Annotated in this window: 23 protein-coding genes and 1 tRNA gene; 6 read left to right on the forward strand and 18 right to left on the reverse strand. The window is 74.5% G+C overall.

Translation table 11 applies throughout. The annotated features are described in order from the left end of the window. The first annotated feature begins 138 nt into the window (after positions 1-138). Complete coding sequence (locus tag ACI79W_RS00105) at positions 139-3,234, forward strand: glycosyltransferase family 2 protein (protein WP_456560057.1); 3,096 nt, start codon at positions 139-141, stop codon at positions 3,232-3,234. A gap of 49 nt (positions 3,235-3,283) precedes the next feature. On the opposite strand, the gene ACI79W_RS00110 is transcribed toward ACI79W_RS00105, so the two are convergent. The 11 genes from ACI79W_RS00110 to ACI79W_RS00160 all read right to left on the reverse strand — a co-directional run bounded on the left by ACI79W_RS00110 (position 3,284) and on the right by ACI79W_RS00160 (position 10,084). Next, positions 3,284-4,207, reverse strand: coding sequence for a 3-methyladenine DNA glycosylase (locus tag ACI79W_RS00110; RefSeq protein WP_456560058.1), 924 nt, complete (start codon positions 4,205-4,207; stop codon positions 3,284-3,286). 62 nt (positions 4,208-4,269) lie between these two features. Then, positions 4,270-4,437 carry a hypothetical protein gene (locus ACI79W_RS00115; RefSeq protein WP_456560059.1) on the reverse strand — a complete coding sequence of 56 codons (168 nt, stop codon included), beginning with the start codon at positions 4,435-4,437 and terminating at the stop codon, positions 4,270-4,272. Beyond that, on the reverse strand, positions 4,434-4,685 hold the full coding sequence (locus ACI79W_RS00120) for a hypothetical protein (RefSeq protein WP_456560060.1): 252 nt from the start codon (positions 4,683-4,685) through the stop codon (positions 4,434-4,436). Before ACI79W_RS00120 ends, ACI79W_RS00115 begins: the two co-directional genes overlap by 4 nt. 214 nt (positions 4,686-4,899) lie before the next feature. Further along, on the reverse strand, positions 4,900-6,744 hold the full coding sequence (locus ACI79W_RS00125) for an acyl-CoA dehydrogenase (RefSeq protein WP_456560061.1): 1,845 nt from the start codon (positions 6,742-6,744) through the stop codon (positions 4,900-4,902). A gap of 137 nt (positions 6,745-6,881) precedes the next feature. Continuing rightward, entirely contained in the window at positions 6,882-7,262 is a 381-nt protein-coding gene (locus ACI79W_RS00130; protein WP_456560062.1) for a lipopolysaccharide assembly protein LapA domain-containing protein, read from the reverse strand. Continuing rightward, entirely contained in the window at positions 7,259-7,429 is a 171-nt protein-coding gene (locus ACI79W_RS00135) for a hypothetical protein (protein WP_236827957.1), read from the reverse strand. The genes ACI79W_RS00130 and ACI79W_RS00135 overlap by 4 nt, the downstream gene beginning before the upstream one ends. Positions 7,430-7,499: 70 nt before the next feature. Beyond that, complete coding sequence (locus ACI79W_RS00140; protein ID WP_456560063.1) at positions 7,500-7,925, reverse strand: hypothetical protein; 426 nt, start codon at positions 7,923-7,925, stop codon at positions 7,500-7,502. Between the two features lie 15 nt (positions 7,926-7,940). Next, the gene (locus ACI79W_RS00145; RefSeq protein ID WP_456560064.1) at positions 7,941-8,567 is read right to left on the reverse strand and encodes a TetR/AcrR family transcriptional regulator; all 627 of its coding nucleotides are present in this window, start codon (positions 8,565-8,567) and stop codon (positions 7,941-7,943) included. A 150-nt stretch (positions 8,568-8,717) separates the two neighbouring features. After that, positions 8,718-8,852 (reverse strand): hypothetical protein, encoded by a 135-nt coding sequence (locus tag ACI79W_RS00150; RefSeq protein WP_456560065.1) that lies wholly within the window; start codon positions 8,850-8,852, stop codon positions 8,718-8,720. 88 nt (positions 8,853-8,940) lie between these two features. Continuing rightward, a complete protein-coding gene (locus ACI79W_RS00155; RefSeq protein ID WP_456560066.1) occupies positions 8,941-9,096 on the reverse strand; it encodes a hypothetical protein in 156 nt (51 codons plus the stop codon). Positions 9,097-9,160: 64 nt separating this feature from the next. After that, positions 9,161-10,084: a PfkB family carbohydrate kinase gene (locus ACI79W_RS00160; RefSeq protein WP_456560067.1), complete on the reverse strand. Its 924-nt coding sequence runs from the start codon at positions 10,082-10,084 to the stop codon at positions 9,161-9,163. Between the two features lie 104 nt (positions 10,085-10,188). On the opposite strand from ACI79W_RS00160, the gene ACI79W_RS00165 reads away from it, so the two are divergent. The 4 genes from ACI79W_RS00165 to ACI79W_RS00180 all read left to right on the forward strand — a co-directional run bounded on the left by ACI79W_RS00165 (position 10,189) and on the right by ACI79W_RS00180 (position 13,044). Further along, positions 10,189-10,530: a DUF3140 domain-containing protein gene (locus tag ACI79W_RS00165; RefSeq protein WP_456560068.1), complete on the forward strand. Its 342-nt coding sequence runs from the start codon at positions 10,189-10,191 to the stop codon at positions 10,528-10,530. Between the two features lie 5 nt (positions 10,531-10,535). Further along, the gene (locus ACI79W_RS00170; protein ID WP_456560069.1) at positions 10,536-11,240 is read left to right on the forward strand and encodes a methyltransferase domain-containing protein; all 705 of its coding nucleotides are present in this window, start codon (positions 10,536-10,538) and stop codon (positions 11,238-11,240) included. Positions 11,241-11,313: 73 nt separating this feature from the next. Then, on the forward strand, positions 11,314-12,342 hold the full coding sequence (locus ACI79W_RS00175; protein WP_456560070.1) for a type III polyketide synthase: 1,029 nt from the start codon (positions 11,314-11,316) through the stop codon (positions 12,340-12,342). Between the two features lie 66 nt (positions 12,343-12,408). Then, on the forward strand, positions 12,409-13,044 hold the full coding sequence (locus ACI79W_RS00180; protein WP_456560071.1) for a response regulator transcription factor: 636 nt from the start codon (positions 12,409-12,411) through the stop codon (positions 13,042-13,044). 6 nt (positions 13,045-13,050) lie between these two features. Here the strand turns inward: ACI79W_RS00180 and ACI79W_RS00185 are convergent, their stop codons facing one another. From ACI79W_RS00185 to ACI79W_RS00205, 5 genes are all read right to left on the reverse strand, one after another. Beyond that, on the reverse strand, positions 13,051-14,676 hold the full coding sequence (locus ACI79W_RS00185) for a GAF domain-containing protein (protein WP_456560072.1): 1,626 nt from the start codon (positions 14,674-14,676) through the stop codon (positions 13,051-13,053). Positions 14,677-14,872: 196 nt separating this feature from the next. Next, positions 14,873-14,943 (reverse strand) — tRNA-Gly (locus ACI79W_RS00190). Positions 14,944-14,993: 50 nt separating this feature from the next. Next, positions 14,994-15,962 (reverse strand): methyl-accepting chemotaxis protein, encoded by a 969-nt coding sequence (locus ACI79W_RS00195; protein ID WP_456560073.1) that lies wholly within the window; start codon positions 15,960-15,962, stop codon positions 14,994-14,996. A gap of 1 nt (position 15,963) precedes the next feature. Beyond that, the gene (locus ACI79W_RS00200) at positions 15,964-16,542 is read right to left on the reverse strand and encodes a PAS domain-containing protein (protein ID WP_456560074.1); all 579 of its coding nucleotides are present in this window, start codon (positions 16,540-16,542) and stop codon (positions 15,964-15,966) included. Positions 16,543-16,692: 150 nt separating this feature from the next. Continuing rightward, on the reverse strand, positions 16,693-19,353 hold the full coding sequence (locus ACI79W_RS00205) for a S8 family serine peptidase (RefSeq protein ID WP_456560075.1): 2,661 nt from the start codon (positions 19,351-19,353) through the stop codon (positions 16,693-16,695). A 145-nt stretch (positions 19,354-19,498) separates the two neighbouring features. Here ACI79W_RS00205 and dcd point away from each other — a divergent pair, with 145 nt between their 5' ends. Further along, a complete protein-coding gene (gene dcd, locus ACI79W_RS00210; RefSeq protein ID WP_456560076.1) occupies positions 19,499-20,083 on the forward strand; it encodes a dCTP deaminase in 585 nt (194 codons plus the stop codon). Here dcd and ACI79W_RS00215 read toward each other — a convergent pair. Together ACI79W_RS00215 and ACI79W_RS00220 are read right to left on the reverse strand one after the other, a co-directional pair. Further along, complete coding sequence (locus ACI79W_RS00215; protein WP_456560077.1) at positions 20,055-21,431, reverse strand: CynX/NimT family MFS transporter; 1,377 nt, start codon at positions 21,429-21,431, stop codon at positions 20,055-20,057. The two genes, dcd and ACI79W_RS00215, sit on opposite strands and share 29 nt — an antisense overlap. A 168-nt stretch (positions 21,432-21,599) precedes the next feature. Further along, entirely contained in the window at positions 21,600-23,897 is a 2,298-nt protein-coding gene (locus ACI79W_RS00220; RefSeq protein ID WP_456560078.1) for a heterodisulfide reductase-related iron-sulfur binding cluster, read from the reverse strand. Positions 23,898-23,925 lie beyond the last annotated feature (28 nt).

Below are 23,925 nucleotides of genomic sequence, written 5' to 3' on the forward strand. Positions count from 1 at the left end.
ATCGCTGAGCGACTCACCACGAGGGGTGAGCGGGGGCAGCGGCCGGTGCGGTCGCGGCCGCAGGATGCGGGGCGACGTAGGGGACGCCGGTCGGATGCCTGGCACCCGTCGGGCCCGATGAGCACGAAGGCGGAACAGATGCGACGCACCCTTGCCGACCCGCGCCGGCCGGACGTCCGGCGGCAGTGGGGGAGCGACCGGCGGCGGGAGCCGCTCCCGCTGGTGCCCGCGAAGGTGTCCGAGCGGCGCATGGCGATCGGCCGGCTGGCCATCGTCCTCACCGTCTCGGCGTGGGCCGCCTACGTGGCCTTCACCATCGAGCAGCAGTTCATCGAGGGGAAGGCCGACAGCGCGCGGCTGGTCATCGAGGCGATCGTCTACCTGCTGCTGATCACCGGGCTGGCCACGTCGGCCATGGCCTACCTGATCACCCGGATCGGGTTCTTCTACCGGAGCAGGGCGCACACGCGGGCACCGCGAGCCGTCCTCGACGCCTTCTTCGACCAGCCCGCGGCGCCGGTGACGGTCCTCGTGCCCTCGTACCAGGAGGACGAGCGGGTCATCCGGACGACGCTCCTGTCGGCGGCTCTCCAGGAGTACCCGGCGCTGGACGTCGTCCTGCTCATCGACGACCCGCAGAACCCGACGACGAGCCGGGCCCGGGCGCTGCTGGAGGACGCCCGGGCGCTCCCCGGCGCCATCGCCGCCGAGCTCGAGGTGCCCGCCGGCCGCTTCCGGGAGGCGCGCGCCGCCTTCGAGCGGGCGCTGGCGGACGGCACCGGCCGGGCCGCGACGGCCGACGACGTCCGGGAGCTGGCCGGGCACTACCGGTTCGCCGTCGAGTGGCTGCACGACCTGGGTGCCCGGCACGAGATCATCGACCACACCGACGTCTTCTTCGTCGACCACGTGCTCGGTGCGCTCGCCGCGGATCTGGCCACGGTCGGCGAGGCGCTCGCCGGCGCGGCCGCGGAGGGCGCGGTCCTCCCCGGGGAGCGGCTGCTGCAGCTCCACCGCCGGCTCACCGCCACGTTCGGGGTGCGCATCAGCAGCTTCGAGCGCAAGCGCTACCGGTCGCTGTCCCACGAGCCGAACAAGGCGATGAACCTCAACAGCTACATCGGGCTCATGGGCGGCAGCTACCGGGAGGTCCGGACGCCCGTGGGGCTGGCGCTGGTCCGGTCCGCGGCCCGGGTCGCCGACCTGACGGTGGACGAGCCGGAGTACGTGCTCACCCTGGACGCCGACAGCATGCTGCTGCCGGAGTACGCCGCACGGATCGTGCACCTGATGAGCCAGAGCGCGCACAGCCGGGTGGCCGTCGCGCAGACCCCGTACAGCTCCTTCCCCGGCTCGGCGACCCGGCTGGAGCGGATCTCCGGCGCCTCGACGGACCTGCAGCACATCGTCCACCAGGGCATGACCCAGTACGACGCGACCTTCTGGGTCGGGGCCAATGCGGTGCTGCGCAAGCGGGCCCTCGACGAGATCGTCGACGTCGACTACGACGGCGATTTCGAGATCCGGCGCTACATCCAGGACCGCACGGTCATCGAGGACACCGAGTCGACCATCGACCTGGGCGTGCACGGCTGGTCGCTGCTGAACTACCCGGAGCGGCTCGCCTACTCGGCGACCCCGCCGGACTTCGGCTCGCTGTGCATCCAGCGCCAGCGGTGGGCCAACGGTGGGCTGCTGATCCTCTCCAAGCTGCGCCAGCAGGTGCGGGCCCGCCGGGCGCGCGGGGAGCGCAACCGCTTCGGGGAGCTGTTCCTGCGGGTGAACTACATGGCCTCCATCTTCTGGAGCTCCGTGTGCCTGGTCGTCATGCTCTTCTACCCGTTCAACGCCGAGCTGCTCAACCCGCTGCTGCTGCTGGTGTCGGTCCCGTACTTCCTCATGATGGCCGGGGACCTGCGCGCCACCGGGTACCGGCGGACCGACGTCCTGCGGATCTACGGCTTCAACCTCATCCTGCTGCCGGTCAACCTGTCGGGGTCCTTCGCCTCGATCCTGCAGCTGATCACCGGGGAGAAGAGCGCCTTCAAGCGGACCCCGAAGGTCCGGAACCGCACGACGGCGGGAGCCGTCTTCCTGCTCGCGCCGTTGGCGCTGATCACGTTCTCCGCCTACACCGTCGTCGTGGACATCCAGTCGCAGCACTGGAACCATCTCGTTTTCGCCGCGCTCAACACCGCGCTGGCCACCTACGCCATGGTCGCGTTCGTGGGCCTGGGCAACACCGTGGTGGACCTGTGGGTGCACCTGCGGGACTGGCTCTACCGCCCGGTCGAGCCGCGCCGGCCGGCGCGGGCCCGTGGGGACCGCCGGCCGTCCGGGTCGCACCGGACCGCGCAGCCGCGGCCCGCCGCGGTGCCGCCGGCCACCGACTGGGCTTCCGTCCTGCACTACGGCCTCCCCGACGCGCGGGATGTCGCCGTCGTGACGCCGACGGGCGGCACCGGGCGGGACGACGTCCCGGTGCCCGCCCCGCGACCGGCCCCGGCGGGCGAGGGGGACGACAGCGCGGTGGTCGCCGCGTTCCGCGACTTCATCTTCTTCACCGTCTTCCAGCCGATCGTCGACCTCGCCACCGGTGAGCCGGTGGGCTACGAGGCGCTGTGCCGGTTCGCCGACGGCCGGGCCCCGCAGGACCGGCTCGACGCGGCCAACGACCGCGGCATCGGTGCGGACCTCGACGGCGCGCTCCTGCGGGCCTCGCTGACCGCGGCCGTCTCGCTGCCGGAGGGCGCCTGGGTGTCGGTGAACGTCTCACCGGCGTTGTGGGCCTCGCCGCGCGACCTCTTCTCCATCGTCGGCCGCTCGGCGTGCCCGGTGGTCCTGGAGTCCGGCACGTCGGCCGGCGGGAGCGACGTCTCCTCGGCCGACCTGCCGGTCGGGGTGCAGATCGCGCTCGAGCACCCGCTCGTCGGCTACGACAGCTTCCGGTGGGTGGAGGAGCGCCGGCCGGCGTTCCTCAAGCTCGGGCGGGAGACCACGGCCGGCATCGAGCACGACGCCGCGCGGCGTGCGCTCCTGGGCGCGCTCGTCCCCTTCGCGGAGGAGCGGGGTTGCCGGGTGGTGGCCTCGGGGGTGGAGACCGCCGCCGAGCGGGACGCGCTCCGGGAGAGCGGGGTGCAGCTGGGGCAGGGCTTCTTCCTCGGGCTGCCGGCGCCGGCCCGTGTGCTGGACCGCCCGGTCTCGGGTCCGGTGGAGGTGCCCTCCGGGCGGTGACGCCCCGCCCCCCGACGCCGCGGACCGGGCCCCCGGTGCGAGGCCACGATCAGGTGGGCTGATCGCGGGGCGCGCGAGCCGGGGGCGACGGCGCGGCGCGGCCGGCGTCCAGCAGCCGGTCGCAGACGTCGATCAGCCGTCGCCGCAGCTCCGCGCCCCGGACGGCGAACCCCCGCTGAGCGGCCACGTACTCGGCCTTGCCCTCGGGCGTCTCGATGCGGACCGGCTCGTACCCGTGCCGGCGCAGGTCGTACGGGGAGGCCCGCATGTCCAGCTCCCGGATCTCCACGGCCAGCTCGAAGCAGTCGGCGACCAGTTCCCCCGGGACGGCGGGGCTGAGCTTGTACGCCCACTTGTAGAGGTCCATACCGGCGTGCAGGCAGCCCGGTTGCTCGAGCCGGGGCTGGCTCTCCCGGGTCGGCTGCAGCCGGTTGCGCGGCACGGCGGCCGGGGTGAAGAACCGGAAGGCGTCGAAGTGGCTGCACCGGACGGGGTGCGACTCCACGACGGCGTCGGTGCCCGCCTGGCCGAGCCGGAGGGGGACGGGGTGCCGGGTGCCCGTGTCGCGGTAGACCATCGCCCACTCGTGCAGCCCGAAGCACCCGGTGAACGCCGGGCGTGACGCGGTCGCCACGAGCAGCCGGCGCACGAAGCGAACGGTCTCGCCCCGGTCGGCCAGGAAGGCGCCGACGTCGAGCCGAACGGTCGCGCCGTCGCTGGTGTACCACCGCCGGTCCTCGTGCGGCGCGGGGGTGGCCAGGGCGACGTCGGGACCGGGGTGCCAGCGGCGCAGCCGGCCTGGCGTCTCGGAGTAGTAGGTGAAGAGGAAGTCCAGGACCGGGTGGGCCTCGCCCCGGAGGCGGCGGTCGCGGTGGGGGACCGCCCACCGGTCCACCCGCTCCTCGTGCGCAGCAGCCCGCGCCTGCCACTCCTCGGCCGCCAGGACCGGCGGCTCGGCGAGGGGCGGCTGCACCCGACCAGGGTAGGAGCCCCGTTCGGGTCACGGTCGGGCGGCGGGCCGCTTCGGCGGCCTGCTCAGTCGGGGACGTTCCCCGGGCGGGTCACGCCGTCGTTTCGCTGGGCGTCGTCGTCGGTGGTCAGCGTGGCCTCGCCCTGCGGGGCGTCGTTCTCCTGGGCCTCCGCGACGGGGCCGTCCGTGGTGTCGGGGGACTCGCGGTACCCCGTCGGCTGGGACTCGCTCATCGGCCGTCATCCCCTGATCGCTCGGTCGGGCCCGCCACCTCGCCGGAGGCGCCGGCACGGGTGGCGCGGGCGACGTCGCCGTCCGCGCGGGCGGGCAGGTCGTCCCCCTGGGCGGCGTCCCGCTCGACGCCTTCCTCGGCGGTGAGCGGCACGTCGTCGAAGGAGGAGGCCAGGTCGCTGTTGGCCCCCGTGCCCGACGCGGTCGGTACGTCCTGCTGGATGCGGTCGCTGCCCTGCGGGTCGGTCATGCCGGCCTCCTGTCCGTCGGCTGTCCCCTCGCCCATGCCCGTCGTCGTCCGGGTGAAACGGCACGGCGGCCGCCTCCCTGGGGAGACGGCCGCCGTGCCGCGGTCACGTGTGGACCGGTCGCGGGGCCCGGAGGATCCCCGACCGGGACACGGGCAGCGGCTCAGCGCTGCCGGGGGACGGCACCTGGCCGCGGTCGGAGCCCGGAGGGCGACCTCAGAACACCGCTTCGTCGACCTGCATGAGGGCGTTGTCCGTGGCCTCGACGATGACCCGCTCGGCGGTGAGCCTCGGCAGCACCTGGGTGGTGAAGAAGCGGGCGGCGGCGAGCTTGCCCTCGTAGAAGTACCGGTCCTTCTCGCCGACCTCACCGGCGAGCGCGGCCAGGGCCACCTCGGACTGGCGGACGAGCAGCCAGGCGGTGATCAGGTCGCCTGCGGCGAGCAGGAGGCGGGAGGTGTTCTGGCCCACCTTGTAGAGGTTGGTCATGTCCTCCTGGGCCGAGGTGAGCTGGCCGAACATCGCCGTCAGCATGCCCTGCACGTCGGAGAGCGCGGTCGCCAGCAGCGCCCGCTCCTCCTTGAGCCGCCCGTTGCCCACCTCGGCGTCGATGGTGGCCTGGATCTGGCCGGCCAGCCAGGTCAGCGCCACGCCGCCGTCCTTGACGATCTTGCGGAAGAAGAAGTCCTGGCCCTGGATCGCGGTCGTGCCCTCGTAGAGGGTGTCGATCTTGGAGTCGCGGATGTACTGCTCGATCGGGTAGTCCTGCAGGTAGCCGGAGCCGCCGAGGGTCTGCAGGGACTCGCTGGTGAGCAGCTGGGTGGCCCGCTCGGAGCCGAAGCCCTTCACGATCGGCAGCAGCAGGTCGTTGACGCGCTCGGCCAGCCGCGCCTCCTCGCTGTCGGCGGTGCCGGCGGCCTGCGCGTCGGTGACCTGGTCGCGGAAGCTCGCGGCGTACAGGTACAGGGCGCGCATGCCCTCGGCGTAGGACTTCTGCAGCATCAGCGAGCGCCGGACGTCGGGGTGGTGGGTGATGGTCACCCGCGGGGCGTCCTTGGACGTCGCCGTCAGGTCCGCGCCCTGGACGCGGTTCTTCGCGTAGTCCAGCGCCACCTGGTAGCCGGCCGACAGGGTGGCGATCGCCTTGGTGCCGACGAACATCCGGGCGTACTCGATGATCTTGAACATCTGGGCGATGCCGTCGTGCACCTCGCCCACCAGCCAGCCCCGGGCCGGGACGGGACCGTCGCCGAAGGTGACCTCGCAGGTCGTGGAGACCCTCAGGCCCATCTTCTTCTCGACGTTGGTGACGTAGGCGCCGTTGCGCTCGCCCAGCTCACCGGTCCCGACGTCGACGTGGAACTTGGGGACGACGAACAGCGACAGGCCCTTGGTGCCGGGCTTCGCCCCCTCGGGGCGGGCCAGCACCAGGTGGACGATGTTGTCGCTGAGGTCGTGCTCGGCGGAGGTGATGAAGCGCTTCACGCCGGTGATGTGCCAGGAGCCGTCGGCCTGCTGCACGGCTTTGGTGCGGCCGGCGCCGACGTCGGAACCGGCGTCTGGCTCGGTGAGCACCATCGTGGCGCCCCAGCCCTTCTCGATCATGAGCCGGGCGAGCTTCTTCTGGTCCTCGGTGCCGAGGTCGAACAAGGTCTGGGCGAAGCCGGGGCCCGAGCCGTACATGAAGACGGCGGGGTTGGCGCCGAGCACCATCTCGTAGGCGGCCCAGGTCAGCGCCGCTGGGGCGCCGAACCCGCCGAGCTCCTCGGAGAGGTCCAGCCGCCACCACTCGCCGTCGGTGAGCGCCCTGACCGACTTCTTGAACGACTCGGGCAGCGTCACCGAGTGGGTCGCCGGGTCGAACACCGGCGGGTTGCGGTCGGCGTCGGCGAAGGATGCGGCGATCGGCCCCTCCGCCAGCTTGCGGATCTCGGCCAGCACGCCGTGCGCGGTCTCGGTGTCCATCTGGGCGAACGGCCCGGTGCCGAGGCGGTCCTTGGTGTCGAGGAACTCGAACAGGTTGAACTCGAGGTCCCGCAGGTTGGCGGTGTAGTGCGTCATGGCGCTCTGGCTCCCGTGCTCCGTGCCGGCGTACGGCCTGCTGCTACTCGCGAGTAACAAAAGCTATTACTCGCGAGTAGCGACGGCAAGCACCCCGCAGGTGAACACTGCGGGACCGGGCGCCTGACCCGGAGGGGTCAGCGCTTGCGGCGCCGTGCGCGCATCACCGCCCCGGCCAGCCACACCAGCAGGCCGCCGAGCGCCGCGGCGACGAGCAGGGCGACGACCAGCGGCCCCTCGACGTCGGTGAAGACGAGGCTGATCTGCACCGACTGGCCGTTGAAGACCACGAAGAGCACCAGCACGACGGTGACGAAGATGAGCAGCGCCAGCGCCACCGAGCGGCCGATGGCGCGCCCGGTGTGCCGTTCGCGGGCGGGCGCCGGTTCGGGCTGCCGCCCACCGGAACCCTCCGGCGCCGCGGACCCGGCGCCGGGGCCGCCCGTGGAGGGGGAGCCCAGGCCGACGCTCAGCGGGTCGCGCTCCGCCCCGGCGGGCTCCCGCCCGGCCCCGGTCACCGGGCGTCCGGTTCCGTGTCGGCGGGCGGGTAGGCCGGGCCGGCGATGCCGTCGGCCGGACCTTCGGTCGCACCCAGGGAGTCGCGGTCCTCGCCGGGCGCCTTCTGCGCGCCGAGCGGCTGGGCCTCGCGGTCGGAGCCCGCGTTGTTCTCGTCCGGCATGGTCATGGGCGGTGATCTTCCCGCCCGCGCACGCCGGGAAACCGGGCGCCCGCCCCAGCCCGTCCCCGGGTGGGCGCTAGTCGGCCAGCGCCGGACCGGCCTCGTGGGCGGGGTGCCCGGCGGTGCGCTCGCGCTGCTTCATGCGGGCCTCGAACACGTGCCGGTCGCCCCCGGCGAGCTCGTCGCGGGCGCGGGCGTCGTAGGCGCGGAAGGTGCCCCAGTAGTTCTCGTCGAAGTCTTCGACGATCTGGAAGGTCCACCGGTCGGCGATGACGTTGCGCCCCACCAGGTCGCGCTCCAGGTCCGCGGCGAGCGGGGCGGCCCCGGCCGCGCGGAACAGCTCGACGGACTCCTGCAGGAGCCGGTCGGCCTTGCCGGTCAGCTGGTGGAAGGCGTACAGGAAGCCCCGGGCCTGGTCGACGGTCTCCAGGGCCTCGGACAGCTTCCCGAGCGCCTCCACGGTCTGGTCGTCGAGATCGGGGCGGGTGCGGTCGTCGGTCACCGGCCCATCCTGCGGTCAGGCGCGGGCGGCCGCGATCTCGATCAACCGTTCGGCCAGCTGCCGGCCGTGGGCGGCGGGGCCGTCGGGGCCCAGCAGGCCGCCGGAGAGGTACATGCCGTCGATGATCAGGTGGACCTGGGCGGCGAGGTCCTCGCCGTTGCCCGGCACGATCTCCTCGGCCAGCCGCTCGAGGCGGGCGTGCAGCTCGAACTTGTAGTCGGCGGCGGCGCTGCGGGCCGGGTGCTGCGGGTCGTCGTACTCACTGCTCACGTTGGTGAACGGGCAGCCGCGGAACCCGGTGCGGGTGACGTCGCGCTCGACGGCGTCGACGACGGACAGCAGCGCGGCCCGAGGGTCGCCCTCGAGCCGCTCCAGCTCGGCGTCGATGAAGGCCAGCACGGTGGCCGCCTTCCGGCTGAGGTAGGCGCCGACGAGGTCGTCCTTGCTCTTGAACAGCCGGTAGACCGTCATCTTGCCCAGGCCGGTCTCCCGGACCAGCTCGTCCATGCCCACGCTGCGGGAGCTGCGCCCGGCGAACAACCGCTCGGCGGTGTCCAGCACGATCGCCTGCCGCTCGGCGCGGCTGCGGCGAACCGGGGCCGTGGCGTCGTCGGCGTCGGGCAGGGGCATGGCGGCGGTCACGCCAGCGATGGTGCACCAGGACGTGACGGAGCAGTTCGCGGCACGCCGACCGTGATCGCTGTGGGTGACGAGAGGCGCCCGGGCTCCGCGGGGCGCCGGGGAGAGGAGGTGAACGTGTGGCGACGCTGAGTGACCGCGACGCCGCCCGGCTCAGGCCCGGCGCGTGCGGCGGGGGTTGGCGAGCAGCCGGGCGACGGCCCGCGCCGCCGTCTCGGCGGAGGAGTCGGCCCGCGCTCCGTCGGTCGACTCGTGGGTGGTCCGGGGGTGCTGCGGGTTGTCCTCCATGCGCCGGTGCGTGCCCGCCCGGTGGCGGGGGGAAACCGGCGCGCGGCCGACCGGGGCTGAGACGTCGGTCACCGCGGCCGGGTCCCGGTCACGTGTCCGGGGTGTCGGCGCCGTCGCCGGCGGCGTCGGTGCGGCCCTCGGCGGGCTCCTCCGGGTGCGGGGTGCGGCCGCTGCCGGGCTGCTCGCCGGCCGGATCGCCCTCGGCGCGCTCGGCGCTGCGGGGCGTGCGGTGGGGTTCGCTCATCGCGGGTTCCTCCTCGGTGCGGTCGGGAGACCTGTGCCCGGTCCGGCGGCGGGGAAACCGGTGGTCAGCCCACGGGCGTGGCCGCGGGCACCCGGGGCAGGAGGTCCCGCAGCGCCTCCTCGTCGGGCAGTGCGCCGCGCGCCCCGGGGCCGGTGGTGGACGCCGCCGCCGCCGCCACGGCCTTCCGGACGGCGTCGGGCAGGGCGGCGCCGGTGGCCAGCGCCTGCCCCAGCGCGCCGCAGAAGCAGTCGCCCGCCCCGGTGGTGTCGACGGCGGTCACCGGCGGCGGCGCCTGCAGCAGGGCCGGCCCGTCCGCGGGGACGACCAGGGCGCCGCGCGCGCCCAGCGTGACCACGACGGCGCCGGCCGTCACCCGGCGGGCCAGCTGCACCAGCTCGGCGGGCGTGCGGTCCCCGGGCTCGGACCCCGCCAGCAGCGCCAGCTCGTGCTCGTTCGGGACGAGCACGTCGACCCGCTCCAGCAGGGCGGCCGGCAGCGCGGCGGGCGGCGCCGGCGTCAGGACGACGGTGCCGGTCGCGGCCCGGGCCGCCGCCTCGACCGCCGGCAGCGGCACCTCGAGCTGCAGCAGCACGACGCGCGCCGACCGCACCGACGGGACGTCGACGTCCTCGGGCGCCAGCTCGGCGTTGGCGCCGGGCACGACGACGATCAGGTTCTCGCCGCTGCCGGCCTCCACGGGGATCGTCGCGGTGCCGGTGGGCGCTCCGGTCGTGCGGAGCACGCGGCTCACGTTGACCCGCGAGGAGGCCAGCGCGGCCAGCTGCCGGTCACCGGCCGGGTCGTCGCCGACCCGGCCCACCATGTGGACGCCACCCCCCAGGACGCCGGCGGCGGCGGCCTGGTTGGCCCCCTTCCCGCCCGCGGCCAGGGCGGAGTCACGGGCCACGACCGTCTCCCCCCGGCCGGGCAGCCGGTCGACGGACACGAGGACGTCCTCGTTCAGGCTGCCGACGACGGTGACGGACACGGGGACCTCCGGGGACGGGACAGGGGTACCAGCAGTACCAGACGCCCCGTTTCCGCCGGTCGGCGCGGCGGTACCGGGGGAGCGACCGACCGAGCGGAGGAAGCATGGCCAGCGACGACCCCGACACGATCCGGCGCGAGTTCGGCGAGGCGGTGAACATGACCGCCGGCGAGCTGGAGAAGTGGCTGGAGACCGAGGAGTCGCGCTCGGTCGGGCAGAAGGACGGCGACGGCGAGTCCACCGGCCACGCGTCCGGGCGGCGGATCGTCGAGCTCCTGCGCACCAAGAAGGGCGACCTGGACGACGGCGACCTCGCCCACATGCGCAAGGTGCACGGCTACGTGGCCCGCCACCTCGCCCAGCGGCCGTCCGAGGAGGACGTCGAGACCTCCCGCTGGCGCTACAGCCTGATGAACTGGGGGCACGACCCGCTGAAGAAGGGCTAGGCCCCGTGCGAGAGACCGTCCTGCCGCGCAACGACCCGGCCCAGTACGACGACCTCGCCGACCAGTGGTGGCAGCCCGCGGGCGGGTTCGCCGCCCTGCACTGGCTGGCCGCCTCCCGGGCCGAGCACATCCCGCCGGCGAGCGGGGACGCGCTGCTGGTCGACCTGGCGTGCGGCGGGGGGTTGATGGCCCCGCACGCGGCGCGGCTCGGGTACCGGCACGTCGGCGTCGACCTCGGCCACGAGGGGCTGCGGACCGCCCGGGCGCACGGGGTGCTGCCGGTGCGCGGGTCGGTCCTCGCCGTCCCCCTGGCCGACGGCTGCGCGGACGTCGTCGTCGCCGGCGAGATCCTCGAGCACGTCACGGACGACGTCGCGGTGCTGGCCGAGTGCGCCCGCCTGCTGCGGCCGGGCGGCGTCCTGGTCGTCGACGCGCTGGCCGCGACCCGGATCGGCCGCTTCCTCATGGTCACCGTGGCCGAGCGGCTGCCCGGCGGCCCGCCGCCGGGCATCCACGACCCGGCGCTCTTCGTCGACCGCGACCGGCTGCTCGCCGCCGCCGACCGGCTCGGCCTGGAGCTGCGCCTCGTCGGGCTGCGCCCGTCGGTGCGCGACGCCATCGCCTGGCGGCTGGGCCGCCGCGACTCGGTGCGGATGCGGCCGATCCGGTCCACGGCCGTCGTCTTCGCTGGTTACGGGCGCAAGCGGTGACCGGGCGACGGGGCGGCGGCGCACGTACCGTCGGGAGCATGATCCCGAGCAGGGCGGCCGTGGGGCCGCGGTCGTGACCGCCGCCGTCCTCACCGGGGCCGGCGCCGCACTGCCCACCACCCTGGAGCAGGAGGCCGCCTGGGACGGCTTCTTCGCCACCCACTACGCGGGGGTGCGCGCCGCCCGGCGGATCTTCCTCGGCGCGGGGGTCGACCGCCGGCACGCGGTGGCCAACCCCGTGGACGAGGACCTGAGCGGCTGGGGTACCGGCGCGCGGATGGCCCGGTACACCCAGGAGGCGCTGCCGCTGGGCAAGCAGGCCGTGGCCGGCGCCCTGGACTCCGCCGGGCTGGCCCCCGGCGACGTGGGGTTGTTCGCCGTCGCCACCTGCACCGGCTACGCGACGCCGGGGCTCGACATCCGGCTGGCCAGCGACCTCGGCATGCCGGCGGGGCTGCAGCGGCTGCTGGTGGGGCACATGGGCTGCTACGCGGCGATCCCCGGGCTCGCGGCCGTCGGGGACTTCGTCACCGCGCGGTCCCGGCCGGCGGTGCTCCTCTGCTGCGAGCTGACCAGCCTGCACGTGCAGCCGCCCCAGGCCGACCTCGAGCAGGTGGTCGCGCACGCGCTCTTCTCCGACGCCGCCGCGGCCGTGGTGGTCGAGCCCGGTGCGGGGCGCGGGCGCCGGCTGGCGGGGGTGGTGGCGCGCACCGACCCCTCCACGGCCGACCACATGACCTGGGACGTCACCGACCTGGGCTTCCGCATGGGCCTCTCCCCTCGGGTGCCCGACGTCCTCTCGCGGCACGTGGGCGACGTCGTCGACGAGCTGCTCGCCGGGGCCGGCCTGCGGCCCGAGGACGTCGCCGGCTGGGCCGTGCACCCGGGTGGCCCCCGCATCATCGACGTCGTCCGCGACGAGCTGGGGCTGCGCGAGGAGCAGGTCGGTGCCTCGCGCCGGGTGCTGGCCGAGCACGGCAACTGCTCGTCGGCGACGGTGCTGCTCGTGCTGCAGGAGCTCGCCGACGTCGACGGCCCGGTCGTGGCCATGGCGTTCGGGCCGGGGCTGACCCTGTACGCCGCGCTGCTGCTCCCGGCCTGAACCTGGGCGCCCGGGCCCGCAGCGCCCTACGCTCGCCTCCCGAGGGATCGTGGGAGGAGGTCGCCCATGGGAGCGCCGCCGCCGGCCGTCCGCGTGTTCCTGGTCGACGACCACGAGGTGGTGCGCCGGGGGGTGGCCGACGTCCTCGAGGAGGACCCGGTCATCTCCGTGGTGGGGGAGGCCGGCTCCTGCGCCGAGGCGCTGGCCCGGGCGCCCGCCGTCCGCGCCGACGTCGCCGTCCTGGACATGCGGCTGCCCGACGGCGACGGCGCCTCGCTCTGCCGCGACCTGACCGCCCGGCTCCCGGGGCTGCGGTGCCTGGTGCTGACCAGCTACGCCGACCGAGCGGCCCGCGACGAGGCCGTCCGGGCCGGTGCCGCGGGGTTCGTGCTCAAGCAGGTGCGCGGCTCGGCGCTGGTGCAGGCGGTGCGCACGGTGGCAGCCGGCGGCACCCTCCCCGAGATCGGCCCGCCGCCGCGGCCGCGGTCCGGGGGTGACCGGCTCGCGGTGCTCACCGACCAGGAGCGCACCGTCCTGGCGCTCATCGGCGAGGGGCTGACCAACCGGCAGATCGGCGAGCGGATGGGGCTGGCCGAGAAGACCGTGAAGAACTACACCAGCCACCTGCTGGCCAAGCTGGGGCTGGAGCGCCGGACGCAGGCCGCGATCCTCGCCACCGAGCTGCGCGACGGGCGCCGCTGACGCCGCTCAGCCCGGCAGCGGCACGGTCCACCGGATCTCGGTCCCCGACGTCCCGGTGGAGATGGCCAGCCGCCCGCCCCGGCGCTCGGCGCGGTCGGCGAGGTTGGCCAGCCCGCTGCGCACGGTGACCGCCGGCAGCCCCCGGCCGTCATCGGTGACGACGACGGACACCTCGTCGCCCAGCCCCACGTTCACCGTTGCCCGGCTGGCCCGCGCGTGCCGCACCACGTTGGTGACCAGCTCGCGGACCACGGCCACCACGTCACCGGTCAGGTCCGGCGGCAGGTCCTCGACCTCGCTGCGGACCCGCAGGTCGGGGCGGACCGCCTGCCCGTCGGTCACCGACCGCACCACCTCGGCGAGCCGCCGCCGGACGGCGTCCGACGAGGAGTCCTGTGCGCCGTGCAGCTCGAAGATCGCGGTGCGGATGCGGGCGATCGTCCCGTCGAGCTCGTCGACGTGCCCGGCGATCCGGCCGGCGACGTCCGGCGCGGTCTCCCCCAGCGAGCGGCCCAGCCGGTCCAGCGCCAGGGCGGTGGCGAAGATCCGCTGCACCACGTGGTCGTGCAGGTCGCGGGCGATGCGGTCGCGGTCGGCCTGCACCTGCAGCCGCCGCTCGCGCTGCTGGCTGCGGACCAGGCGCATGGCGACCGTCGCGTGGGTGACGAAGGCTGCGGCCGGCTCCAGCACCGCCGGGTCGAACGGGGGCCGGTCGCGGACGCGCAGCGCGACCAGCGTGGTCGGCGGGGAGGGGCCGCCCAGCGGCAGGAACAGCGCCGGGCCGTACCGGGCGGTGAACTCACCGATCACCGGGGCGTGCGTCGTGCCCGGCCGCGCGGTGGCGACGTCGTCGACCACCACCGGCGTGCCGGAGCGGTGCGCGTCGCCCAGACGGGTGCCGCTCAGCGGGATGCGCACACCCTCCGAGTCCGCCGCGTCCGGACCGACGGCGGCGGTGACGGTCAGCGTGCCCTCGTCGCCGGGCACCGGCGCGAGGATGCCGACGGCGTCCGCGCCGGCGAGCTGGGCCACGCGGTCGGCCGCGGCGCGCAGCACCTCACCGGTCGGGCGCCCCGACAGCAGGGCCGTCGCGAGGTCGGTGCCCGCCTGCGACCAGGCCCGGCGCTGCTCCGCGTGCTCCAGCAGGCGGGCGTTCTCGATGGCCAGCCCCGCCACCGCGGCCATCGCCCGGGTGATCTCCAGGTCGGCGGGGGTGAACTCGCCGCCGGTGCGCTTCTCGGTGAGGTAGAGGTTTCCGAACACCGATTCGCGGACCCGGACCGGTACGCCGAGGAACGACCGCATCGGCGGGTGCCCGGCAGGGGTGCCCACGGACGCCGGGTGCTGCCCCAGGTCGGCCAGCCGCAGCGGTGTCGGGTTCTCGACCAGCAGCCCGAGGATGCCCGCGCCGGCCGGTGGATGGCCGATCCGCTCGTGGTCCTCGGGGCCCATGCCGACCGTGACGAACCGGTCCAGGGCGTGCCCGTCGGGGGTCAGCACGCCGAGGGCGCCGTAGCGGGCGTCGACGTGCCGGACCGCGGCCTCGACGATCTCGTGCAGGGTCGCCTCGAGCTGCCCGCCCGAGGCAGCGGCCAGGACGGCCGCGGTGAGCGCCGCGGCGTCGTCGCTCACCGGGGGGGCCGGCGGTCGGGCGGGGGCACGGCCTGACCGTAGGAGCGCGGCCCCCCGGGGGGAAGCGCTGCGGTCATCGTGGGGCACGAATGTCGCGCCCCCCAGGGACCAAGGGCCCGGTCCCGTCCGGGATCGGCCGGTAGGGGGCCGGTACGCACCGAGGCCCCGGTCGCAGCGACCGGGGCCTCGGAGGGGGAGCGGGTGACGAGAATCGAACTCGCACTGTCAGCTTGGGAAGCTGATGTTCTACCATTGAACTACACCCGCGAACGGCGCCGAGACTACCTGGTCGCCCCGCCGCCGCGACAGCCGCCTCCTCAGCGCCGCATCTCGGCCAGGAAACCGGTGGCTTCCGACCGCAGCTCCTCCGCCATCCGCGACAGCCCGGTGACGTCGTCGTGGCCGGTGTTCAGGGATGCCGAGCCGTCCACCGCGGCGGCGATGCCGTCGACGAGCCCGTTCATGTCGTCCACGGTCGAGCTCACGCTGCTCATGACGGCCGCGACGTCCTCCGACGCCCGTCGGATCTGCTCCACCTGCGCGGTGACCCGCTCGGTGGCCCGGCCGGTCTGGTCGGCGAGGTCCTTGACCTCGGAGGCGACGACGGCGAACCCCTTCCCCGCCTCGCCCGCGCGGGCGGCCTCGATGGTGGCGTTCAGCGCGAGGAGGCGGGTCTGGGCGGCCACCGAGTCGATCAGCGCGATGATCTCCTCGATCTCGGCCGAGGAGCGGGTGAGCGAGCCGATGGTCTCCTGCGCGGTGCCCACCTCGGAGCTGGCCGCCGACGCCGCCGCGGTGAGCCCGGACGCCGACGCGCTGAGCTCGGTCGCGGCGGTCGCCACCTGCTCGGACATCGAGAGCACCACGGATTCGAAGTCGTCGGCCAGCCGCAGCCGGCTGCTCTGCGCATCGGTGACGCGACCGGCGGTCTCCTGCATGGCGGCGCGGGCATCGTTGATGTCCACGGCGGTGCGGCGGTACGAGCCGAGCAGCCCCGTCGTGAGCAGCCGCCGGTGGAACCGCCCGTCGGCCGCGGAGCTCAGCGCGGCCGACGACTCGCGCACGAAGGCGTCGGAGACGTCGAGCGCCCGGTTGAGGGCGTGGTGGAGGGCGACGAGCTCGGGCACGTCCTCCGCGGCCGGGTCGATCCGGCTGCGGGCCTCGAGGTCCCCGCGGGCGGCGGCCTCGCAGGCGGCCGTCAGCTGGCGCACGAAAGCGCGGTGGAGGGCGAGCTCCGCGGCGTCGGACCGCCGTCCACCCTCGCCGCGCGCGGCACGGATCCCCATGTCAGCTCTCCTCGCGGTTGATGATCGACCAGATGAACTCCTCGTAGGTCTGCCCCTGTCCGGCGAGGACCTCGTCGAGCAGGGCCGAGGAGGCGGCGACCGCGCTACGCGCGTTGGGGTGCCGGCGCTCCTCGGCGAGGAGCCGCTGGTAGAGGGGGAGCACCCGCTGGACGGCACCCCGGGCGGGCCGGCGGCGGTTGGAGTGGTAGCCGACGAGGGTGCCGCGCGCGTCGTAGGAGGGCGTGACGTGGGCCAGGACCCAGTAGTGCCCGCCGTCCGCCGCGAGGTTGTCGATGTAGGCGAACACCTCCCGGCGGGCACCGAGGGTGTCCCAGAGCAGCTTGAACACCGCGCGGGGCATCTCCGGGTGCCGGATCAGGTTGTGCGGCTTGCCGAGCACGTCGTCGAGCGGGTAGTCGCTCACCCGCAGGAAGACGTCGTTGGCGTAGGTGATCACGCCGCGCAGGTCGGTCTTGGACACGATCAGCTCGTCGGCCGAGAAGCTCCGCTCGCGCCCGGTGGGGCGGATGGCGTCGCGGGTGCCGCGGGGCGCGGCGGGCGCCGGCCGGGTGTCGAGCACGCAGGTCCCCCTCGGGTTCCGTTCGATGGCGTCCTGTCCATCGGCAGGCATCGGTCGTACAGGTACCGGGGGACGACACCGCGCCCCGTCCGCATGGGGAAGTCGGACGGGGCGCGGTGGTTCGAGAGCGTCGGTGCGGCGCGGCGGGCGTCAGAGGGCGACGCCGGTGCAGGACGAGGCGCACTCCAGCGACCAGATCCCGCCCAGCCCGCGGAACCGGTCCGAGCGCACGAGCCGCTCGCCGGCCGGGCCCTCGCGGACGACCGGGCCGCCGTCCGGCGCCGGTGCGCCGGGCGTGGTGGTGCCGGGCCCGGGGGTGCCCCCGCCGGGCGCGGCCGTTTCCGGTGCCGCGCCGTCGGGGGTGGTGCTCTCGGGCGCGGTGCCGTCCGCCGCGGTGCCGTCGGAGGGCACCTCCGGTGCGGTGGCGACCTCGTCGGCGTAGGTCAGCGCGTTGCTCAGCACGGTCGACCGGCCGTCGGGCGCGTAGACCGAGACGTCGTAGACGCCCGCGACGCGTGCCGGCACCCGGAAGACGACGCTGCCGCTGTCGCCGTGCAGGACCGTGGCGGTGGTGGTCGCCCCGATGCGCACCGTGGGGTCGGTCGGCAGGTCGCGGCCGGTGATCGTCACGAGCGTGCCGCCGTCGGTGCTCACCCGGTCAGGGCTCAAGGACGTGATGCGGAACACCCCGACCTCGGGGTAGGTGGTCGTCCCGGGGGCGCCCGCCTCGGGCGTGCTGCCACCGCCGTCCGGCGTGGTTCCCCCGGGCGTGGTCTCCCCGGGCGTGCTGCCGCCGGGGGTGGTGCCGTCCGGCTCGCTGCCGTCGGGGGTCGTGCCGCCCGGGGTGCTGTCCTCGGGGGTGCTGTGCTCCGGGGTGCTGTCCTCGGAGGTGCTGTCCTCCGGGGCCGTGTCCTCGGGCGAGCTCGCGCCGGGGGTGGTGCCGTCGGGCGTGGTGCCGCCGTCCGGGGTGGTGCCGCCGGGGAGGCCGGGAGAGCCGGTCCGCGGGGGCGTGGTCCCGCCCGGGACCGTGCCGCCGGGGGTGCCGTCGCCGTCCGGGGCGGTGCCGTCGGGCGTGGTGCCGCCCGGCGTGCTGCCCTCGGGCGCCGGGGTGGTCGGTGTCGTCGTCGACGCCGACACGAGCAGCGGAGCGGCGTGGGTGCGGCCCAGCGGTGCCCCGTCGCGGTACAGCTGCACGGCCAGGACGTAGCGCCCGTCGCCGAGCTCCACGGTCGGGGAGAACCCCAGGCCGTCGAAGTCCTCCAGGGTGCCGAGGTCGAAGACGGCGTCGCCGGCGTCGTCGGTGGGCACGGTGACCCCGCCGAGGGTCACCGGCTTCCGGGAGAGCGCCCAGATCTCCCCCGCGTGCTCCATGCCCAGCCCGATGGCGACCGAGTACCGGCCCGGCCCGGCGGAGCCGCTCACCCCGATCGCCGGGGTCACGGTGCCGGGCGCGGCCGTCATCGAGGTGAAGGCGTAGCGGGGCGTGCCGGCGAGGGCGTCCCCGACCCGGCTCAGGGTGAGCCGCCCACCGGTCACCGACCGGCCGACGAAAGCCGGCACGGGGTCCACGTCGGCCAGCAGCGCGGCCTTCAGGTCGGCGGCGGAGGCCCCGGGCAGCGCGGCCCGGTACAGGGCGACCGCGGCGGCGACGTGCGGCGCGGCGATCGAGGTGCCGTCGACCAGGCGCAGGCCGCCGTCGTTCCAGGTCGTGGCCACCCTGTAACCGGGGGCGAAGAGGTCCACCGAGGCGGCGCCGTGGGCGGAGTGGCCGGCGATCGTGTCGGCCGCCGTCGAGCTGCCGACCGTGACCACGTTGGCCTCGGTCAGGCTCGCCGGGTACATCGGCGTGGTGTCGCGGTCGGCCGAGTCGTTGCCCGCCGCGGCGACCACCAGCACGCCGTGCGCCTCGGCGTAGGCGATCGCCGAGCGCAGCTCGTCGAGCGCCGGGCCGCTGAACGGGCCGCCCCACGAGGCGTTGACGACGTCCGCCCCCTGGTCGACGGCGTACCGGATGGCGAGGGCGCACAGGTAGACGTCGACCGTGTCCCCGCCGCCCACGACCAGCGGCATGATCCGCACGTCCGGCGCGACGCCGGCCGAGCCCGTTCCGTTGCCGGCCCGGGCGCCGACGACCCCGGCCACGCTGGTGCCGTGGGTGCCCATGGCGCCGTTGTCGACGTCGGCGTTGCCGGCGTAGAAGTTCCACCCGTGGCAGTCGCCGGCCAGGCCGTTGCCGTCGGTGTCGGCCGTGCCGCACGGCTGGTCCGGGTTGGTCCACAGGGAGCCGGCCAGGTCGGGGTGGTCGGAGTCGAAGCCGGTGTCGACCACGGCGACGACGCGGCCGGTGCCGGTCCCGCTGTCCCAGCCCGTGGTGGCGTCGACGTCGGCGTCGGCGACGGCGCCCTGCAGGTAGGCGTTGCCGCCGGTGTTCTCCAGGTTCCAGCCGTACTGGGGGAAGTAGGGGTCGGTGACGGTGCCCAGCACCGGGACCGACGGCGAGAGCTCGACGTCGGCCACCCCCGGCACGGCGCGCAGCCGCTCCGGCGTCACGCCCCCCACGGCGACCAGGGCGCGGCCGTCCCCGACCCGCTGGGCGCTGTCGACGCCCGGCACCGCGTCGAGGATGCCGAGCAGGTCGCCCGCGGCACCCGCCTGCGCCGTCACGACGTAGCGGGTCAGCCCGTCGCCCTCGCCGAAGCCCGCGGCGACCTCGATCGCCGGGGTGGCCCAGGCCGACCAGACCGCCGCACCGGCGTAGCCGGCCACGACCGCGCCGGACAGCACCGCCCCCAGCACCCGCTTGCTCGTCATCCCCGTCGCCCTCCGGCCACCTGTCTGGCCCCGGCCGGTCGCGGCGGGGCCCTCCCGGGCGCTACGGCACCGGGCGGGCGCGGCTTGAGGGCCGGGCGGCGCCCGTCACCCGGACGGAGGGGGGTCGGTCCCTAGACTCCGCGCCATGCTGCTGAGCGACCGCGACATCACGGCCGCGATCGCCGGGGGACGCCTCGGCATCGAGCCCTACGACCCGGGGCTGGTGCAGCCGTCCAGCATCGACGTCCGGCTGGACCGCTACTTCCGCGTGTTCAACAACGCCCGGTACACGCACATCGACCCGGCGAAGCAGCAGGACGACCTCACGACCCTCGTCGAGCCGGACGGTGACGAGCCGTTCGTGCTGCACCCGGGGGAGTTCGTGCTGGGCTCCACGCTCGAGGTGGTCAGCATCCCCGACGACCTGGCGGCCAGGCTCGAGGGGAAGTCGAGCCTCGGCCGTCTCGGGCTGCTCACCCACTCGACCGCGGGCTTCGTCGACCCGGGCTTCTCCGGGCACATCACGCTGGAGCTGTCCAACGTGGCCAACCTGCCGATCACCCTGTGGCCGGGCATGAAGATCGGCCAGCTCTGCCTGTTCCGGCTGACCAGCGCCGCCGAGCACCCCTACGGGTCGGCGGTCTACGGCTCCCGGTACCAGGACCAGCGCGGCCCCACCCCGTCGCGTTCGTTCCGCAACTTCACCCGCACGGAGACCCGCCGCCCCTAGCCCCCCGGTCGGCGTCGTCGGCCCGGGCGGCTGCCGGGATCTCGACCCCGGCGCTCTCCAGCACCTCGGGGCGGCGCCCCGCCGGCGACCAGCCGGGCACCGACCGGTCCACCTCGTCGTCGACGAACACCTGCCGGGTGGCGATCCACCCCGCGACGGTGAGCACGGCGACGCCGGTGAGCACGACGACGAACATGCCGTCGTAGCTGCCGGTCGCCCCGCGCAGCACGCCCACGAGCAGGGGGCCGGCGCCGGCGACCACGTAACCCCAGCTCTGGCTGACGGTGGAGAGCGCCGAGACGGTCTCGGGCGTGCGGGCGCGCAGGCCGATGAGGGTCAGCACCATCGGGAACGTGCCCATGCCGACGGCGATCAGCACCATCCAGAGCCACGGCGCCGTGGTCGGCGCCGTCCACAGGCCCACCCAGCCGGTCACGTAGCTGGCGATGAAGACGACCAGCAGCGGGCGCTGCAGCCGCGGCCGGACGGTGAGCGACGGGATGACGGCGCTCAGCGGCAGGCCGACGACGGAGTTCAGGCCGAGGAGCAGCCCCGCCGTCGCCGCGCTGAGCCCGGAGTCGCGCAGGTACTGCGCCGACCACCCGATGACGACGTAGGCCTGGAGCGCCTGCACGCCGAAGAACGCGGTGATCGCCAGCGCCGTCGGGCTGTGCACGAGCGCCCGCATGCGCACGGCCGAGTGGCCCTGGCGGGACACGTCGGGAGCGGCCGGGACGGCCAGCCACACACCCGCGGCCAGGAGCGCCGGCAGCGCCCAGACGACGAGCGCCCAGCGCCAGCCCCCGCCCTCGGTGCCCGCCGCGTCGGCGATCGGCTGCGAGGCCACGGCGGCCAGGGTCGCGCCCAGGCCCATCGCCGTGCTGTACGCGCCGACGAGCGGCCCGGTGCGCCCCGGGAAATGGCGCTTCACCAGGCCGGGGAGCATGACGTTGCCGAGGGCCCCGCCGGCCATGGCCAGCGCCGTCCCGGCGAGGAAGACGGGGAAGGCCTCGGCCAGGCTGCGGAGCGCGAGCCCGGCGGTCATCGCGATGAGGGCGCCGGCGAGCACGTGCGCGTCGCGGTAGCGCGCCGACAGCGCCGGGCCGGTGAACCCGATGAGGGCGAAGCAGAGCACCGGCATCGTGGTGATGAGGCCGGCCAGGCCGCTGGAGATGCCGAGACCCCGCTCGATCTCCTGCAGCACGGGGCCGACGCTGGTGACCGCCGTCCGCAGGTTGAGCGCCGTGAGCACGATGGCGACGGCCACGAGGCCGAGCCCCCGACGACGATCGGTGCCGGTGCTGCTGCGGTCAGAGGCGGTGCGGGTCACCTGGAGAGCGTCCTCCATGACCGGCCGCACACCATCCCCGGGTCGGTGCGCGGCGCAACCACCTGGGTGCGGAACCGCGACGGCGCGCGCCCCCCGCACGGGGGACGCGCGCCGTCGTCGTCCGGCCCCCTCGCGGGGTCCCACCGCGAGCTAGCGAGTGGTGGGCGGCGAGGGGATCCTTCTCCTTCAGTTCGGGTCGTGCTCCGTGGCGGCGGAGTCGAGACCGACGACGTCGTCACCCTTGGTGCCGACGTCGGCACCCTGCTCGGCGCCCTGCGCGCCGACGGCCACCGGCTGCATGGAGCGCAGCAGGATCTGGCTGACGTCGAGCACCTCGACGTGCTCGCCGGCCTCGCCGTTCTGCTTCTTGCTGGTGAGCGCGTCGCTGAGCATCGTGATGCAGAACGGGCACGCGGTGGAGATGACGTCGGGATCGAGCTCGAGGGCCTCCTCGGTGCGCTCCATGTTGATCCGCTTGCCGATCTTCTCCTCCATCCACATGCGGGCACCGCCGGCGCCGCAGCAGAAGCCGCGGTCCTTGCAGCGGTGCATCTCCTGCGTGGACAGGCCCTGGACGGAGTCGAGGATCTCCCGCGGGGGCGTGTAGACCTTGTTGTGCCGGCCCAGGAAGCACGGGTCGTGGTAGGTCACCTTGCGGTCGACCGGGGTGACCGGGGTGAGCCGGCCCTCCTCCACGAGCTGGCCGAGCAGCTGGGTGTGGTGCACGACCTCGTACTCGCCGCCGACCTGCGGGTACTCCCGGCCGAGCGAGTTGAAGCAGTGCGGGCAGGTCGCCACGATCTTGCGGGTGCCCGGGACGCGGCCCTCGAAGACGCCGTTGAGGGTCTCGACGTTCTCCATGGCCAGCTGCTGGAACAGGAACTCGTTGCCCATGCGTCGAGCCGGGTCGCCCGAGCAGGTCTCGCCGTTGCCGAGGACGGCGAACTCGACGCCCGCGGTGTGCAGCAGCTCGGCGACGGCCTTGGTGACCTTCTTGGCGCGGTCGTCAACGGCGCCGGCGCAGCCGACCCAGAACAGGTACTCGACCTCGTGGGGGAGCGGGCCGTCGGCCACGCGGACCTCGAAGTCGAGCTCCTTGATCCAGTCCTCGCGGACGTTGCCGCCCATGCCCCACGGGTTCCCGCGCTTCTCGAGGTTGGTCATCATGACGCCGGCCTCGGACGGGAAGCTGGACTCGATCAGCACCTGGTACCGGCGCATGTCCTCGATGTGGTCGACGTGCTCGATGTCCACCGGGCACTGCTCGACGCAGGCGCCGCAGTTGGTGCAGCTCCACAGGACGTCGGGGTCGATGACCCCGCCCTCCTCGAGGGTGCCGACCAGCGGGCGGTGCGCCTGCGCGTCGTTGGTGCCCTCGATGCGGGCGTAGCCCGATGCCCAGACCTGCTCGTCGCTGGGCTTGAGGACGTCGTAGTCCGGCGCGGTCTCCGACGCCGTCTTCTCACCGAGGAGGTAGGGGGCCTTCGCGTACAGGTGGTCGCGGAGGTCCATGATCACCATCTTCGGGCTGAGCGGCTTGCCCGTGTTCCACGCCGGGCACTGGCTCTGGCACCGACCGCACTCCGTGCAGGTGGTGAAGTCCAGCATCCCCTTCCACGTGAAGTCCTCGATCTTGCCGCGACCGAAGACGTCGTCCTCGCCCGGGTCCTCGAAGTCGATCGGCTTTCCGCCGGACGTCATCGCCGGCAGGGGGCCGAGCGCCGGGGCGCCGTCGGCCTCGCGCTTGAAGTAGATGTTGAAGAAGGCGCTGAACCGGTGCCAGGCCACACCCATGTTCAGGATGCGGCTGATCACGACCAGCCAGGTCAGCGACACCACGATCTTGATGAAGGCGACGATCGAGACCACGTCGGGGTTGTCCGGGAAGAGGTTCGACACCAGGCTCGCGACCGGGTGCGACCAGGTCGGGGCGTCGTCCAGGCCGGAGGCGATCTTGGCGGCGCGGATGCTCAGGATGCTGATGCCGACGATCAGGACGACGGCCTCGACGAAGTAGCCGCGGCCCTCGTTGGAGCCGGCGAACCGGCTCTTGCGGCCCTGCCGGCGCGGGTGGTCGCGCTGGCGCCGGATGATCAGGTAGATGATCCCGAGGATCGTCCCGGTGCCGATGATGTCGACGAAGATGTTCCAGATCGCCCAGGTGCCGATGAGCGGCAGGTGGAACGCCGGGTCCCACACCTCGCCGAATGCCTCGACCAGCGTCAGGAACAGGCCGTAGAACCCGACGAAGACGAACCAGTGGGCGATGCCGATGCTCGACCACTTGAGCATCCGGGTGTGGCCCAGCGACTCGACGACCAGCGTCTTGAGCCGGGTCTTCACCGGGCCGGAGCGGGTGCCGTCGGGCTGTCCGGTGCGGATGATCCGCACCATCGCCCGGACGGCCCGGTAGGCCATGACGGACGAGACGATCAGGAACAGGACGCTGATCGTCCCCAGGACGATCTGCAGCGGGCCCGTCATGTTTTCCCCTCCCGTACGCCAGGCGGCG

This window comes from Blastococcus sp. SYSU DS0533, from assembly GCF_054050775.1.

Excerpts from the sequence above, each read along its gene's own strand:
- ACI79W_RS00105 (WP_456560057.1), top strand. The coding sequence starts at position 139 with ATGCGACGCACCCTTGCCGACCCGCGCCGGCCGGACGTCCGGCGGCAG.
- ACI79W_RS00115 (WP_456560059.1), bottom strand. The coding sequence starts at position 4,437 with ATGAGCGAGTCCCAGCCGACGGGGTACCGCGAGTCCCCCGACACCACG.
- ACI79W_RS00120 (WP_456560060.1), bottom strand. The coding sequence starts at position 4,685 with ATGACCGACCCGCAGGGCAGCGACCGCATCCAGCAGGACGTACCGACC.
- ACI79W_RS00125 (WP_456560061.1), bottom strand. The coding sequence starts at position 6,744 with ATGACGCACTACACCGCCAACCTGCGGGACCTCGAGTTCAACCTGTTC.
- ACI79W_RS00135 (WP_236827957.1), bottom strand. The coding sequence starts at position 7,429 with ATGACCATGCCGGACGAGAACAACGCGGGCTCCGACCGCGAGGCCCAG.
- ACI79W_RS00150 (WP_456560065.1), bottom strand. The coding sequence starts at position 8,852 with ATGGAGGACAACCCGCAGCACCCCCGGACCACCCACGAGTCGACCGAC.
- ACI79W_RS00155 (WP_456560066.1), bottom strand. The coding sequence starts at position 9,096 with ATGAGCGAACCCCACCGCACGCCCCGCAGCGCCGAGCGCGCCGAGGGC.
- ACI79W_RS00165 (WP_456560068.1), top strand. The coding sequence starts at position 10,189 with ATGGCCAGCGACGACCCCGACACGATCCGGCGCGAGTTCGGCGAGGCG.
- ACI79W_RS00180 (WP_456560071.1), top strand. The coding sequence starts at position 12,409 with ATGGGAGCGCCGCCGCCGGCCGTCCGCGTGTTCCTGGTCGACGACCAC.
- ACI79W_RS00195 (WP_456560073.1), bottom strand. The coding sequence starts at position 15,962 with ATGGGGATCCGTGCCGCGCGCGGCGAGGGTGGACGGCGGTCCGACGCC.
- ACI79W_RS00205 (WP_456560075.1), bottom strand. The coding sequence starts at position 19,353 with ATGACGAGCAAGCGGGTGCTGGGGGCGGTGCTGTCCGGCGCGGTCGTG.
- dcd (WP_456560076.1), top strand. The coding sequence starts at position 19,499 with ATGCTGCTGAGCGACCGCGACATCACGGCCGCGATCGCCGGGGGACGC.
- ACI79W_RS00215 (WP_456560077.1), bottom strand. The coding sequence starts at position 21,431 with ATGGAGGACGCTCTCCAGGTGACCCGCACCGCCTCTGACCGCAGCAGC.
- ACI79W_RS00220 (WP_456560078.1), bottom strand. The coding sequence starts at position 23,897 with ATGACGGGCCCGCTGCAGATCGTCCTGGGGACGATCAGCGTCCTGTTC.